Genomic DNA, 14,354 nt, shown 5'->3' with positions numbered 1-14,354 from the left:
CACCCCCACCCAACACCCGCTACCCCCACCGCGACTAGCAACCCCCCGCCCGCCGACCAGCCGCTGTCCCAGCCGGGAGCGGCCCATCGGCACGCGCGCTACGCCACGCGCATCGCGAAGAGCATCCCTGGCCAGTCCGGGCCCATCTCCCGCGGCACCGTGAACGGCGCGACCTCCTCGAAGCCCTGGCTTGCGTACCAGCGCTTCAACCGGCCGTCGTCGCCCGCGAAGCAGTCCACGCGTATCAGCCCGTGCCCGCGCCGCCGCGCCTCCTCCTTTGCGGTGGCGATGAGCAGACCGCCGACGTTCCGGCCCTTGAAGCCACGCGAGGTGGCCAGCAGATTGACGTAGAGCTCGGGCTCTTCGGCCGGGTGGATATAGGCGCCGGGGGTCTCCGAGACCGAGAGGATGCCCGCGATCTCGCCGCCCTCGGTCTCCGCGACGCTCAACTCGCGGCGGGCGATGCGGTCGGTGATCAGGCTCACCCGGGCTGGGACGGCGGACCAGTGCGTGGTTCCCCACTGCGCGGTGCGGCCGAGGGAGATCAGCCAGTCCATGATGCCGTCCATCAGCGCTAGCACTCCTGCAGCGTCCTCGGGCGCGGCCACGCGGATCCGCAGCGACTGCTGTCCGGTAGCCACGGAAGCCACGGACTCCACGGACTCTGACGACGAGAAGTTGATCTCACTGGTCATGCGCTTCGTTCTACCACTCGCGACTGACACTGACGATCCGTCGTACACCGTCGTTTTCGTCCGGCTGGTGGGCGTTGCTGTGGACAGGCGTTTCGCATCGGGCAGGGTTCGGCGAGACTGCCGACATGAGACTCTTCCTCGCCGTCGTGCCGCCCGATTCGGTGCTGCAGGAGCTGGACGCCGCGGTGCGTCCGTTGCGTCGGCTGCCGCAGGGAGCGGGGTTGCGGTGGACGGCGCTGGAGACGTGGCATCTGACGCTCGCCTTTCTCGGGCACCTGGACGCCGAGCAGCTCGCGGCGCTGGAGCCGCGCCTCGCTCACGTGGCGCACGAGCACCCGGCGCACGTCCTGCGGCTCAGCGGCGGAGGCCGCTTCGGGGACCGGGCGCTGTGGGCCGGAGTGGGCGGCGAGACGAAGGAGCTGCGCCGCCTCGCGGAGGAGGTCTGCGACGCGGCCCGGCGCAGCGGGATCCCGGTCGACGACCGGCCGTTCCGCGGTCATCTGACTCTGGCCCGCAGCGGCTCGGCACGGTCGGATCTGCGGCCGTTCGCGCGTGAGTTGGAGGAGTACGAGGGCGGGCAGTGGACGGCGGGGTCGATCCACTTGATCCGCAGTTACCTCGGTGCCGGACCGGTCCGGTACGAGACGCTTCAGGAGTGGCCGCTCACGGCCGACAGCGCGGCCGGGTAACTTCCCTCGGTCGGTTCCGCAGACTCCGACTCCGCAGACTCCGACTCCGCAGACTCCGACTCCGCAGACTCCGACTCCGCAGACTCCGACTCCGACGACTCCGACGTCGCCTCCCGAAGCGCGGGCTCCGCCGGGTGCAGCCAGCGGCGGCAGAGGAGCAGCAGCACAGCTCCCGCCGTGATCCCGGCGCAGGCGACCAGCGCCGCCGCGCGCAGTGAACTGCCCACGACCGCACCGGAGGCGGCGGAACCGAGTGCGTTGCCGGTGGAGAACACCGTGACCAGCCAGGCGAAGGCCTCGGTCGTGGTCCCGGCGGGGGCGAGCTCGGCTATCAGGACGAAGGCGGCGGCCAGCAGCGGAGCCAGACCGAGGCCGGAGAGGGTGGCGGCCAGGCTCATGCCCAGCGGGCCGGGGACGGTGAGCAGCGGTAGGTAGCAGACGGCCATGCCCGCGGCCAGCGCCCATGTCCGGGTGGAGGTGGGACGCTTCCAGCGGACCGCGCCGTAGGCGAGTGCGCCGAGCAGGCCGGCGAAGGCGGCCAGCGCGAGCAGCAGTCCCGCGCCGCCCGGAAGGCCGTGGTGCTCCTGGGCATAGGCGACGAAGAGGATGTTCTGCCCGCCGACGGACCAGCCGGTCCCGGCGAACGCGAGCAGGAGCAGCACCAGCCCGCGGGACCGCAGCGGTCCGAGCCAGTGGTGCGGTGAACGGCCGCCGTTCGACGAGCCGTCGCCCTTCGCGCTCGCGGCTACCGGACGCCAGGCGCGGGCGGGGCCGGAGGTGGCCACGACCAGCGTCCCGGCCAGGCCCAGTCCGGCGGCGAGCCAGAGCGCCGCGCGCGCAGGGCCGAACGCGGCGATGCCTGCGACGAGCAGCGGACCGGCGACGTAGAGCAGTTGCTGTGAGGCGGAGTCCAGCGCGTAGGCGGTCTCCAGCTGCTCCTCGTCGACGATCTCGGGCCACAGCGCGCGCAGGCAGGGCTCCAGTGGCGGCATGGCGAGGCCGGCCAGCGCGGCTCCGGCCATGGCCAGCGCCGCCGAGCCGGGGGCCAGTGCCAGCAGGACGTAGCCACCGGCGGCAACCACGGCGGAGGAGAGCAGCACCCGGGGCTGGCCGAGCCGGTCGACGGCACGGCCGAGGACCGGCCCGCCGATGGCCGCGGCGATCGCGTAGCAGGCGGTGGTCAGCCCGATCTGCGCGTACCCGGCTCCGGCGGCGCGCAGGGCCAGCGCGATGGCCACGACCGTCATCCCCGCGGGCAGGCGTCCGGTGAGGGTACCGGCGAGCAGGCGGGTGACGAGCGGGGCGCGGAGCACGGAGAGATAGCCCATGTGTAAAGAAGTTATACGTATAACTAGCTGCTGTCCAACCAGTGCCGCTGTCCAACTGGTGGCGTCGCCGGGCAGTCGGTCGTCCCGATCCTGGTCGCCGCCCGCGAGGGCACGCTGGACTGGATCGCCTTCGCCGCCCACGGCGATGTGGAGTCGGACGTGCACGATGACATGCACGGTGACGTGCGCGGTGACGTGCACGGTGCCGTGCGCGGCGACCCGAATGCGACCGATAATGTCGGGATTGCGACGGAACGTGCTCCGGAATCGGTCGGCTGAGTACTCACGCTGAGGCGCCGCCGTAAAAGGCAGAGGGCCTCGCCCCGCGAAATGCGGGGCAGGCCCTCTTGGGTACTACTTAGGCGTGCTTGACTCTCGGGAAGTCAGTCCTGGATGGGGTTCAGCCCACCGGGGTGACGTTCTCCGCCTGCGGGCCCTTCGGGCCCTGGGTGACGTCGAACTCGACGGGCTGGTTCTCCTCCAGCGAGCGGAAGCCGCTCGAGTTAATGGCGGAGTAGTGGACGAAGACATCGGGGCCGCCGCCGTCCTGGGCGATGAAGCCGAAGCCCTTCTCGGCGTTGAACCACTTGACGGTTCCGGTCGCCATACCGTTCTCCTTGCGAGGGACGTAAAGGACGCCACACCTCGTGGCATCCGGTCCGCTGCGCTGATTGCCCCGAGTGCCTTCGTGCCTTCAGCTACTTCTTTGCAAAAGCCCTGAAAACCACAGAAGCCCGCGGTCACATGTGCTCCGCAGGCTTCAGTACTGCATGGGAAATCAAACTGCAACTGAAGAAACCCTAGCACGCAGTGCGGGCCCCGACCAGAGTGATCCACGCCGCGGGTCTACTGTTCTTCGCGTGGACACCGAACAGCAGGACACCGCACCGGGGGACACCTCTCACGCACAGGGGCAGACCCCCCAGGCAGACGAGCACACCCCGCGCGCGCAGCGGCCGCGGGTGGGACACATCCAGTTCCTGAACTGCCTGCCGCTCTACTGGGGGCTCGCCCGTACGGGCAGCCTTCTCGATCTGGACCTGACCAAGGACAATCCGGACAACCTCAACGACGCGCTCGTCGCCGGCCAGCTCGACATCGGGCCGATCTCCTGCGTCGAGTACCTGCGCCACGCCGACCAGTTGACCGTGCTGCCCGACATCGCCGTCGGCAGCGACGGGCCCGTGATGTCGTGCCTGATCGTCACCGAGCTGCCGCTGGAGGAGCTGGACGGCCGCCGGGTCGCCCTGGGGTCGACGAGCCGGACGTCGGTGCGGCTGGCGCAGTTGCTGCTGGCCGAGCGGTTCGGGGTCCAGCCCGAGTACTACACCTGCCCGCCCGATCTCAGCTCGATGATGCAGGAGGCGGACGCGGCGGTGCTGATCGGCGACGCCGCACTGCGGGCTTCGCTGCACGACGCGCCCCGGCTCGGGTTGCAGGTCCACGACCTCGGCGCGATGTGGAAGGAGTGGACGGGACTCCCGTTCGTCTTCGCCGTCTTCGCGGCCCGGCGCGAGTACCTCGCCCGGAACCCCGAGGTGGTGGGTGAGGTGCACCGGATGTTCCTGGAGTCGCGGGACCTCTCCATGGAGGAGATCGACAAGGTCTGCGAGCAGACCGCCCGCTGGGAGGCGTTCGACGCTGCGACGCTGCGGCGCTACTACACCGGCGCGCTGGACTTCAGCTTCGGCGAGCGGCAGCTGACCGGGATGCGCGAGTTCGCCTCCCGGGTCGGCCTCGGCACGGACGACGTCCAGCTCCTCGCGCCGTGACCTGAGCTCCTCGCGCCGTGACCTGAGCTCCTCGCTTCGTGACCTGAGCTGCTTGCTCCGGGTCGGCCGCAAGCGCGCGTCCGACCGGGTGCGCGACCGGGTGTGCCCCACCGGATCGGAAAAGGCGCTGGCGTAGGCTGACGGGGTGACCACGCCCGCAGCAGACACCAGCGCCACCCTCCAGGAAGTCCTCGACCGCGCCGCGGTCGGCGGGCGCATCAGCGCCGACGAGGCGCTTGAGCTCTACCGCCACGCGCCGTTGCACGCGCTCGGTGCGGCAGCGGACGCCGCACGTCGGCGGCGGTACGCCGGGACCGAGCACATCGCGACGTACATCATCGAGCGCAACATCAACTACACGAACGTCTGTGTGACGGCGTGCAAGTTCTGCGCCTTCTACGCCGCGCCGAAGGACACCGAGAAGGGCTGGTCCCGCGACCTCGACGAGATCCTGCGCCGCTGCGCGGAGACGGTCGAGCTGGGCGGCACCCAGATCATGTTCCAGGGCGGCCACCACCCGGACTACGGCGTCGACTACTACGAGCGCGCCTTCTCCGCCATCAAGAAGGACTTCCCGCAGCTGGTGATCCACTCCCTCGGCGCGTCCGAGGTCGAGCACATGGCGCGGATCTCCGGCGTCTCCGCCGAGGAGGCGATCAGCCGGATCCACGCCGCGGGGCTTGACTCCTTCGCCGGCGCGGGCGCCGAGTTGCTGCCGGAGCGCCCGCGCAAGGCGATCGCACCGCTCAAGGAGTCCGGTGAGCGCTGGCTGGAGATCATGGAGCTGGCGCACACCCTGGGCGTCGAGTCCACCTCCACCATGCTGATGGGCACCGGCGAGACCAACGCCGAGCGGATCGAGCACCTGCGGATGATCCGCGACGTGCAGGACCGCACCGGCGGCTTCCGCGCGTTCATCCCCTACACCTACCAGCCGGAGAACAACCACCTGAAGGGTCGCACCCAGGCGACGCTCTTCGAGTACCTGCGGCTGATCGCGGTGGCCCGGCTCTACCTGGACAACATCGCGCACATCCAGGGCTCCTGGCTGACCGTCGGCAAGGAGATGGGTCAGCTCTCGCTGCACTACGGCGCCGACGACCTCGGCTCCGTGATGCTGGAGGAGAACGTGGTCTCCTCGGCCGGGGCCAAGCACCGCTCCAACCGCATGGAGCTGATCCAGCTCATCCGCTCCGCGGGCCGCGTCCCGGCGCAGCGTGCCACCACCTACGAGCACCTGGTCGTCCACGACGACCCGGCCAAGGACCCGGTGGACGACCACGTCTTCTCGCACATCGCCTCCACGGCGATCGCGGGCGGGACGGCGCACCCCGAGCTGAAGCTGCTCAGCAGCAACTGATGTCGGTTGTGAGCTGACCTGTGTTCACCATTCATGCGGGGACGGACGGCTGCGCGGTGGCGGTCGAGCGCGAGCGCATCGTCGCGGTTGTCGAGAAGGATGCTGCGCTGGTCGGCGTCGACGCGCTGCGCGCCGAGTACCCCGGCGCGCGTGTGCGCGAATGGCCGGGCGAGGTGCGTGCGGGCGAGGCATGGGACGGGCCGCTGCCGGACGCCCCCAGCCCGCGTGAGCGGGTGCACGCGCTGCTGCTGCGCGGAGTGACGGCGGTGGCGGCGCGCTCGCTGGACGAGGACCCGGCGTTGGCCCCGGCCGCCGCCCGGGTCGGGCTGCTGGTCGGGTCGCCCGCCCGGCTCGACCCCGGCGCCCGCGCCGACTTCGCCGTCTTCGCCGCCGACGGCAGCTGCCTGGCAACCGTCCTCGGCGGGCGTCTCGTCCATCGCCGGGCTTGAGCATTGGGCTTGAGCGTCGGGCTCGTGTGTTGGGCTTGAGCACAGGTTTTCGGCGTCGGCCTTCAGCGTCGGCCTTGAGTACCGACGCGCCCAAGCACCAGCTCTGCGGCACCACCTGTGAGCAAGAGGAGAATGACCGCGTGACCCGAGCCTCCCTGGACAAGCAGCCGCACGAGGTCGCGTCGATGTTCGACGACGTCGCGGCGAAGTACGACCTCACCAACGATGTGTTGTCGCTGGGCCAGACGCGCCTGTGGCGCCGCGCCGTCGCCCGCGCGGTGGACGCGCGCCCGGGACAGCGGGTGCTCGACCTGGCCGCCGGGACCGCGACCTCCTCGGTCCCGTTCGCCGAGGCGGGCGCGACCGTGGTGCCGTGCGACTTCTCGATCGGCATGCTGCGCGAGGGCAAGCGCCGCCACCCCGAACTCCCGCTGACTGCGGGGGATGCGACCCGGCTGCCGTTCGCCGACGACGTCTTCGACGCGGTGACGATCTCCTTCGGGCTGCGCAACGTGCAGGACACCGACGCCGCGCTGCGCGAGATGCTGCGCGTGACGAAGCCCGGTGGGCGCGTGGTGATCTGCGAGTTCAGCCACCCGAGCTTCGCGCCGTTCCGGACCGTCTACAGCGAGTACCTGATGCGCGCGCTGCCGCAGGTGGCCACCGCCGTCAGCAGCAATCCGGACGCGTACGTCTACCTCGCCGACTCGATCCGTGCCTGGCCCGACCAGCCGGAGCTGGCGGTGCGGTTGCAGCGGGCCGGGTGGGAGCGGGTGGCCTGGCGGAACCTCACCGGTGGAATCGTCGCCCTGCACCGGGGTACCAAGCCCGGAACCACGTCCACCGCTCATTAGACTCAAGCCGATCCCCAGCCGAAGTCAGGAGTCCAGGTTGAGCGCGACCAGCATGCAGGACGCGACCAGCACGCAGGAGACGCGGGCCGTCGAGGCCTACGCCGATGTGATCGTCGTGGGCGCCGGACCGGCGGGATCCGCGGTGGCGTACCACCTGGCCCGGTCGGGCCTGGAGGTGCTGCTGCTGGAGAAGTCCCGGTTCCCGCGCGAGAAGGTCTGCGGCGACGGGTTGACCCCGCGCGCGGTCAAGCAGTTGGTCGACATGGGGATCGACGTCTCCGAGGAGAACGGCTGGCTGCACAACAAGGGCCTGCGGATCATCGGCGGCGGCGTCCGGCTGGAGCTGGACTGGCCCGAGCTGGCGGCCTTCCCGGACTACGGACTGGTGCGCAAGCGCGCGGACTTCGACGAACTGCTGGCCCGCCAGGCGGAGAAGGCCGGAGCCAAGCTGCACGAGGGCTGCAACGTCACCGGCCCGGTGCTGGACGAGCGCACCGGTCGCGTCATCGGCGTGACGGCCAGGCTCGAGGACGTCGGTTCCGGCGAGGGGTCCGATGGGAAGCGCGCGGCGAAGCGCGAAGTCGAGTTCCGTGCACCGCTGGTGGTCGCGGCGGACGGCAACTCGACGCGGCTGTCGCTCGCGCTCGGGCTGCACCGGCGTGAGGACCGGCCGATGGGCGTCGCCTACCGGACCTACTTCACCTCGCCGCGTGCGGACGACGACTACCTGGAGTCCTGGCTGGAGCTCTGGGACCGCCGCGACGGCCAGGACAAGCTGCTGCCGGGCTACGGCTGGATCTTCGGCATGGGGGACGGGACCAGCAACGTCGGTCTCGGGCTGCTCAACACCACCAAGGCGTTCAAGGACATCGACTACCGCGAGCTGCTCAAGGTCTGGTGCGCCGGCATGCCCGAGGAGTGGGGCTACACGCCGGAGAACATGACCGAGCCGATCCGCGGCGCGGCCCTGCCGATGGCGTTCAACCGGCAGCCGCACTACAGCCGCGGCTTTCTGCTCGTCGGCGACGCGGGCGGGATGGTCAACCCGTTCAACGGTGAGGGCATCGCCTATGCGATGGAGTCCGGCCAGATCGCGGCGGGCGTCATCGTCCAGGCCATGGCCCGGACCACCGATGTCGCCCGGGAGCGCGCACTGGAGGCGTATCCGCGGATCCTCAAGGACGTCTACGGCGGCTACTACTCCCTCGGTCGCGCGTTCGTGAAGGCGATCGGCAACCCGCTGGTGATGCGGATGGCCGCGCAGCACGGGCTGACCCACCCGGTGTTGATGAAGTTCGTGCTGAAGCTGCTGGCCAACCTGACCGACCCGCAGGGCGGCGACGCCATGGACCGCGTCATCAACGGCCTGGCCAAGGTGGCCCCCAAGGCATAGGCACAGCCCCAAGGCATAGGCACAGCCCCAAGGCAGGCACAGCCGGCACAGCACACACGTCACAGCAGCCCCACCAGGCATGTCCTGGTGGGGCTGCTGCTTTCTGTAGTCGTGTGCATACTCAACGTCAGCATGGCGCCCAGAAGTTCACTAACACGTGGAGCTCGGCAAAGCAAAACTTGCCATGGATCCTTGGCCGATGATAAAGATCACGGCTCCGAGCTGCGCAAATGCACCTCAGCACCACTGCTTGTGAATGAATGCACACGCAAAGTGGCTGAATTTGCCTGCTCGTTACCTCATGATCATCCGTCAGGTGGCGTAGATCACAATCTTGGTCCATGACCGCGTGTCGCAGATCACATGCGAAGAGGCATAGGATGCAGCCGTCTTGGGGGCTTGTGAACTGCCTCACAAATGGGGATGACAGTCATAGGAACTGCTCGCGGGAGACCGAGAGACAGAGACGACGGAGACGACAGAGACGTCGGCTGGGACTGACGCCTGGAGAGGTCGTTCGGCATGAACGCTTATGCGCCGATTCTGGTACTTGGCGCCATTGCGGCTGCGTTCGCGGTCGGTTCGGTGGCGATGGCCGCGTTGACCGGCCCCAAGCGCTACAACCGGGCCAAGCTCGATGCCTACGAGTGCGGCATCGAGCCGACCCCGCAGCCTGCCGGGGGCGGCAGATTCCCGATCAAGTACTACCTGACGGCGATGCTCTTCATCGTCTTCGACATCGAGATCGTCTTCCTCTACCCGTGGGCCGTGACCTTCGACGCTCTGGGGATCTTCGGGCTCGTCGAGATGGTGCTCTTCATCGCCACCGTGTTCGTCGCCTACGCCTATGTCTGGCGTCGCGGCGGCCTCGAGTGGGACTGATCACGAGTGCGATTGACACGAGTGCGGCTGATCAACGAGTGCGTGTGACCGACGCGTCGAGAGAGGACTGACGAATGGGTATCGAGGAGAAGCTGCCCAGCGGCTTCCTGCTCACCACGGTCGAGCAGGCCGCGGGGTGGGTGCGCAAGAGCTCCCTCTTCCCGGCGACCTTCGGGCTCGCCTGCTGCGCCATCGAGATGATGACCACCGGCGCGGGCCGGTACGACCTGGCCCGGTTCGGGATGGAGGTCTTCCGTGGCTCGCCGCGGCAGGCCGACCTGATGATCGTGGCCGGTCGGGTGAGCCAGAAGATGGCGCCGGTGGTGCGGCAGGTCTACGACCAGATGGCCAACCCGAAGTGGGTCATCTCCATGGGCGTCTGCGCCTCGTCCGGCGGGATGTTCAACAACTACGCGATCGTCCAGGGCGTCGACCACATCATCCCGGTCGACATCTACCTGCCCGGCTGCCCGCCGCGGCCGGAGATGCTGATGGACGCCATCCTCAAGCTCCACGACCAGATCCGCCACGAGAAGCTCGGCGTCAACAAGCGCCGTGCCCAGCAGGAGGCGGAGGAGCAGGCGCTGCAGGCGGTCCCGACCATCGAGATGAAGGGGCTGCTGCAGTGAGCGAGCAGAGCGGACAGCCGAGCGAGGAGCAGGGCGACGTGCCCGTCCCGCGCGAGGGTCAGACCGAGCTGGAGGTCATCGGCGTCCGGCACGGCATGTTCGGCGGCGCCGGGAGCGGTGACACCTCCGGCTACGGCGGCCTGGTCCGGCCGATCGTGCTGCCGTCGGCCAGCACCCGGCCCTACGGCGGCGCCTGGTTCGACGAGGTGGCCGACGAGTTCGAGGGCGCGCTGGAGGAGCAGGGGATCAGCCCGGCGGCCGCGATCGAGAAGACCGTGGTGGACCGGGACGAGATCACCTTCCACGTCCACCGCGAGCACCTGGTCCAGGCGATGCGGACGCTGCGCGACGACCCGGCGCTGCGGTTCGAACTGTGCACCGGAGTCAGCGGCGTGCACTACCCGGGCGACGCGGGACGCGAACTGCACGCGGTCTACCACCTGCGGTCGATCACCCACGGGCGGCTGATCCGGGTCGAGGTGTCCGCGCCGGACGCGGACCCGCACATCCCGTCGACCGTCGCGGTCTACCCGACCAACGACTGGCACGAGCGCGAGACGTACGACTTCTTCGGCATCGTCTTCGACGACCACCCGGCACTGATGCGGATCATGATGCCGGACGACTGGCTGGGCCACCCGCAGCGCAAGGACTACCCGCTCGGCGGCATCCCCGTCGAGTACAAGGGCGCGCAGATCCCGGCTCCCGACCAGCGGAGGTCGTACTCCTGATGAGCACTCAGTCTGCCCCGCACGCACCCCGGCAACCGCATGCCCCTCAGCAGGCGGAAGCTCCCGGGCGCGAGACCACCGAGGGCCGCGTCTACACCGTCACCGGCGGAGACTGGGACGAGATCGTCAGCGCGGCCGCGAAAGCGGACGACGAGCGGATCATCGTCAACATGGGTCCGCAACACCCGTCCACCCACGGCGTGTTGCGCCTGATCCTGGAGATCGACGGCGAGACGGTGCGCGAGGCCCGCTGCGGCATCGGCTACCTGCACACCGGTATCGAGAAGAACATGGAGTTCAGGAACTGGACCCAGGGCACGACCTTCGTGACCCGGATGGACTACCTGACCCCGCTGTTCAACGAGACCGCCTACTGCCTGGCCGTCGAGAAGCTGCTCGGGATCACCGACGACATCCCCGAACGAGCCAGCATCATCCGGGTGTTGATGATGGAGCTCAACCGGATCGCCTCGCACCTGGTCTGTCTGGCCACCGGTGGGATGGAGATCGGCTCCACCACGCTGATGATCTACGGCTTCCGTGACCGCGAGATCATCCTCGACATCTTCGAGCTGGTCACCGGCCTGCGGATGAACCACGCCTACGTCCGCCCCGGCGGGCTGGCGCAGGACCTGCCGCCCGGTGCGCTCGACCAGATCCGCGAGGGCGTCAAGCTGCTCCGCTCGCGGATGCCCGAGTACGACAAGCTGGCCACCAACAACCCGGTCTTCAAGGCCCGGTTGGTCGACGTCGGCTACCTGGACCTGGCCGGCTGCATGGCGCTCGGCGCCACCGGGCCGATCCTGCGGGCCACCGGCCTGCCGCACGACCTGCGCAAGACGGACCCGTACTGCGGCTACGAGCAGTACGACTTCGAGGTGGAGACCGCCGACACCTTCGACTCCTACGGCCGGTTCCTGATCCGGCTGCGCGAGATGGAGCAGTCGCTGCGGATCGTCGAGCAGTGCCTGGACCTGCTCAAGGGTCACGGGGGCAGCGGCAGGGGCGGCGTGGGCGGGCCGGTCATGGTGGCGGACAAGAAGATCGCCTGGCCGGCGCAGTTGGCGCTCGGGCCGGACGGGATGGGCAACTCGCTCGACCACATCCGCACCATCATGGGCGAGTCCATGGAGGCACTGATCCACCACTTCAAGCTGGTGACCGAGGGGTTCCACGTCCCGGCGGGACAGGCCTACGTGGCGGTCGAGTCGCCCAAGGGCGAGCTCGGGGTGCACGTCGTCTCCGACGGCGGCACGCGTCCGTACCGGGTGCACTTCCGCGACCCGAGCTTCACCAACCTGCAGACGATGGCCGCGATGTGTGAGGGCGGGCAGGTCGCGGACGTGATCGTCGCCGTGGCCGGCATCGACCCGGTGATGGGAGGCGTGGACCGGTGAGTGCGACAGAGCATGTAGAGGCACAGCAGCGCCCAACGGAGTTGGGTCTGCCGGAGCTTCCGGCAGCGCCGTACCCGGCGGAGGTGCGCGAGCGCCTGGACCCGGACGCGGCGGAGATCATCGCCCGCTACCCGCAGTCGCGCTCCGCGCTGCTGCCGCTGCTGCACCTGGTGCAGGCGGAGGAGGGCTTCGTCTCGCGGACCGGGATCCGGTACTGCGCCGAGCAGTTGGACCTGACCACGGCCGAGGTCACCGCCGTCGCTACCTTCTACACCATGTACCGGCGGCGTCCCGCGGGTCAGTACCACGTCGGGGTCTGCACCAACACGCTCTGCGCGGTGCTGGGCGGCGACCAGATCTTCGCCGAGCTGCAGGAGCACCTGGGCATCGGCAACAACGAGACCACCGCGGACGGGCAGATCTCGCTGGAGCACATCGAGTGCAACGCGGCCTGCGACTACGCGCCGGTGGTGATGGTCAACTGGGAGTTCTTCGACAACCAGACCCCGTCGAGCGCACGGGAGTTGGTCGACGAGCTGCGCGCCGCCGGGCCGGAGGGTTCGAACGCCGAGGTGCAGCCGACGCGCGGGGCCCGGCTGTGCAGCTTCCGGGAGACCGCGCGGATGCTGGCCGGCTTCCCCGACGAGCGGTCCGGCGCGGTGGACGAGTCCGGCGCGGGCGGCGCACCCAGCCTGGCCGGGCTGCGCCTCTCACGCGGCGAGACCCTCCCGGGCACCGGCGGCACCCACATCGTGGCGCCGCGTCAGGAGGACGTCCGCGAGCCCGACTCCGCCGACGGCACTGCCGCCGCCGACACCGACGAGCCGGGCACAGACACGGACACGGGTACGGAAGGGGACGAGGCATGACCGCGACGCACCCGGAGAAGCTGCTCTCGCCGGTCCTCTCGGCGACCTGGGACGACGAGAAGCCGTGGACCCTGGCCACCTACCGCGAGCACGACGGCTACAAGGGCCTGCACGAGGCGCTGCGGATGGACCCTGACGCAGTCATCGCCCTGGTCAAGGACGCGGGCCTGCGCGGTCGTGGCGGCGCGGGCTTCCCGACCGGCATGAAGTGGCAGTTCATCCCGCAGGGCGACGGCAAGCCGCACTACCTCGTCGTCAACGCGGACGAGTCCGAGCCGGGCACCTGCAAGGACATCCCGCTGCTCTTCGCCAACCCGCACGTGCTGATCGAGGGCATGATCATCGCCAGTTGGGCGATCCGCTGCAGCCACGCCTTCATCTACCTGCGCGGCGAGACCGTGCCGGTGCTGCGACGCCTGCACGCGGCCGTGGCCGAGGCGTACGAGGCGGGCTACCTCGGGCAGAACCTGCTGGGCAGCGGCTTCGACCTGGACATCACCGTCCACGCGGGCGCGGGCGCGTACATCTGCGGCGAGGAGACGGCGCTGCTCGACTCGCTCGAAGGCCGTCGTGGCCAGCCGCGGCTGCGGCCGCCGTTCCCGGCCGTCGCCGGTCTCTACGCCTGCCCGACCGTGGTCAACAACGTCGAGTCGATCGCGTCGGTCCCGGCGATCCTGCACCGGGGCAAGGACTGGTTCCGCTCGATGGGCAGCGAGAAGTCGCCCGGCTTCACGCTCTACTCGCTCTCCGGGCACGTCACCAACCCCGGCCAGTACGAGGCGCCGCTCGGCGTCACACTGCGGCAGCTGCTGGAGGTCAGCGGCGGCGTCCGCGAGGGCCACCGGCTCAAGTTCTGGACGCCGGGCGGCTCGTCGACGCCGATGTTCACCGACGAGCACCTGGACGTGCCGCTCGACTACGAGGGTGTCGCCGCGGCGGGCTCGATGCTGGGCACCAAGGCGCTGCAGGTCTTCGACGAGACGACCTGCGTGGTGCGCGCGGTGACCCGGTGGACCGAGTTCTACGCCCACGAGTCCTGCGGCAAGTGCACGCCCTGCCGCGAAGGCACCTACTGGCTGGTCCAGTTGCTGCGCCGGATCGAGGCGGGCGAGGGCGAGCCGGGCGACCTGGAGAAGCTGCAGGACATCGCCGACAACATCAACGGCAAGTCCTTCTGCGCGCTCGGCGACGGCGCGGCCAGCCCGATCTTCTCCTCGCTGCAGTACTTCCGGGACGAGTACGAGCAGCACCTGCGCGAGCGCCGCTGCCCGTTCGACCCGGCGGCGTCGACGGTCTGGGCGGGGAC

General features: G+C 69.6%; 13 protein-coding genes and 2 pseudogenes. 12 read left to right on the top strand and 3 right to left on the bottom strand.

The window, feature by feature from the left end:
- Positions 1–98: 98 nt before the first annotated feature.
- Positions 99–695: an N-acetyltransferase family protein gene (locus ABH928_RS35795; protein WP_370072915.1), complete on the bottom strand. Its 597-nt coding sequence runs from the start codon at positions 693–695 to the stop codon at positions 99–101.
- Between the two features lie 125 nt (positions 696–820).
- On the opposite strand from ABH928_RS35795, the gene thpR reads away from it, so the two are divergent.
- On the top strand, positions 821–1,384 hold the full coding sequence (gene thpR, locus ABH928_RS35790; RefSeq protein ID WP_370072914.1) for an RNA 2',3'-cyclic phosphodiesterase: 564 nt from the start codon (positions 821–823) through the stop codon (positions 1,382–1,384).
- Here thpR and ABH928_RS35785 read toward each other — a convergent pair.
- Positions 1,345–2,913: an MFS transporter gene (locus tag ABH928_RS35785; protein WP_370072913.1), complete on the bottom strand. Its 1,569-nt coding sequence runs from the start codon at positions 2,911–2,913 to the stop codon at positions 1,345–1,347. The genes thpR and ABH928_RS35785 overlap by 40 nt on opposite strands.
- Positions 2,914–3,112: 199 nt before the next feature.
- Positions 3,113–3,319, bottom strand: coding sequence for a cold-shock protein (locus ABH928_RS35780; protein WP_370072912.1), 207 nt, complete (start codon positions 3,317–3,319; stop codon positions 3,113–3,115).
- A gap of 355 nt (positions 3,320–3,674) precedes the next feature.
- On the opposite strand from ABH928_RS35780, the gene ABH928_RS35775 reads away from it, so the two are divergent.
- The 11 genes and pseudogenes from ABH928_RS35775 to nuoF all read left to right on the top strand — a co-directional run.
- Positions 3,675–4,484 carry a menaquinone biosynthetic enzyme MqnA/MqnD family protein gene (locus tag ABH928_RS35775; protein WP_370072919.1) on the top strand — a complete coding sequence of 270 codons (810 nt, stop codon included), beginning with the start codon at positions 3,675–3,677 and terminating at the stop codon, positions 4,482–4,484.
- Positions 4,485–4,629: 145 nt separating this feature from the next.
- Complete coding sequence (gene mqnC / locus ABH928_RS35770) at positions 4,630–5,844, top strand: cyclic dehypoxanthinyl futalosine synthase (protein WP_370072911.1); 1,215 nt, start codon at positions 4,630–4,632, stop codon at positions 5,842–5,844.
- A gap of 20 nt (positions 5,845–5,864) precedes the next feature.
- On the top strand, positions 5,865–6,293 hold the full coding sequence (locus ABH928_RS35765) for a hypothetical protein (RefSeq protein WP_370072910.1): 429 nt from the start codon (positions 5,865–5,867) through the stop codon (positions 6,291–6,293).
- Positions 6,294–6,433: 140 nt separating this feature from the next.
- Positions 6,434–7,147 carry a demethylmenaquinone methyltransferase gene (locus ABH928_RS35760; RefSeq protein ID WP_370072909.1) on the top strand — a complete coding sequence of 238 codons (714 nt, stop codon included), beginning with the start codon at positions 6,434–6,436 and terminating at the stop codon, positions 7,145–7,147.
- A gap of 52 nt (positions 7,148–7,199) precedes the next feature.
- Positions 7,200–8,540, top strand: coding sequence for a geranylgeranyl reductase family protein (locus ABH928_RS35755; RefSeq protein WP_370072918.1), 1,341 nt, complete (start codon positions 7,200–7,202; stop codon positions 8,538–8,540).
- A gap of 522 nt (positions 8,541–9,062) precedes the next feature.
- Complete coding sequence (locus ABH928_RS35750) at positions 9,063–9,422, top strand: NADH-quinone oxidoreductase subunit A (RefSeq protein ID WP_037605882.1); 360 nt, start codon at positions 9,063–9,065, stop codon at positions 9,420–9,422.
- A gap of 74 nt (positions 9,423–9,496) precedes the next feature.
- A complete protein-coding gene (locus tag ABH928_RS35745; protein ID WP_370072908.1) occupies positions 9,497–10,051 on the top strand; it encodes an NADH-quinone oxidoreductase subunit B family protein in 555 nt (184 codons plus the stop codon).
- Positions 9,985–10,782 (top strand): annotated as a pseudogene (locus ABH928_RS35740) (NADH-quinone oxidoreductase subunit C); the annotation flags it as partial. The gene ABH928_RS35745 and the pseudogene ABH928_RS35740, both read left to right, overlap by 67 nt.
- A complete protein-coding gene (locus ABH928_RS35735; RefSeq protein ID WP_370072907.1) occupies positions 10,782–12,179 on the top strand; it encodes an NADH-quinone oxidoreductase subunit D in 1,398 nt (465 codons plus the stop codon). The pseudogene ABH928_RS35740 and the gene ABH928_RS35735, both read left to right, overlap by 1 nt.
- Positions 12,176–13,048 (top strand): NADH-quinone oxidoreductase subunit NuoE, encoded by an 873-nt coding sequence (gene nuoE, locus ABH928_RS35730; RefSeq protein WP_370072906.1) that lies wholly within the window; start codon positions 12,176–12,178, stop codon positions 13,046–13,048. The genes ABH928_RS35735 and nuoE overlap by 4 nt, the downstream gene beginning before the upstream one ends.
- A pseudogene (gene nuoF, locus ABH928_RS35725) lies at positions 13,045–14,349 on the top strand (NADH-quinone oxidoreductase subunit NuoF); the annotation flags it as partial. The gene nuoE and the pseudogene nuoF, both read left to right, overlap by 4 nt.
- Positions 14,350–14,354 lie beyond the last annotated feature (5 nt).

Origin of the sequence: Streptacidiphilus sp. MAP5-3, assembly GCF_041262505.1 — a bacterium.
Taxonomy (GTDB): Bacteria; Actinomycetota; Actinomycetes; order Streptomycetales; family Streptomycetaceae; genus Streptacidiphilus.
The sequence above is the reverse complement of the archived record's forward strand: the minus strand, read 5'-3'. Positions and strand labels throughout refer to the sequence as shown.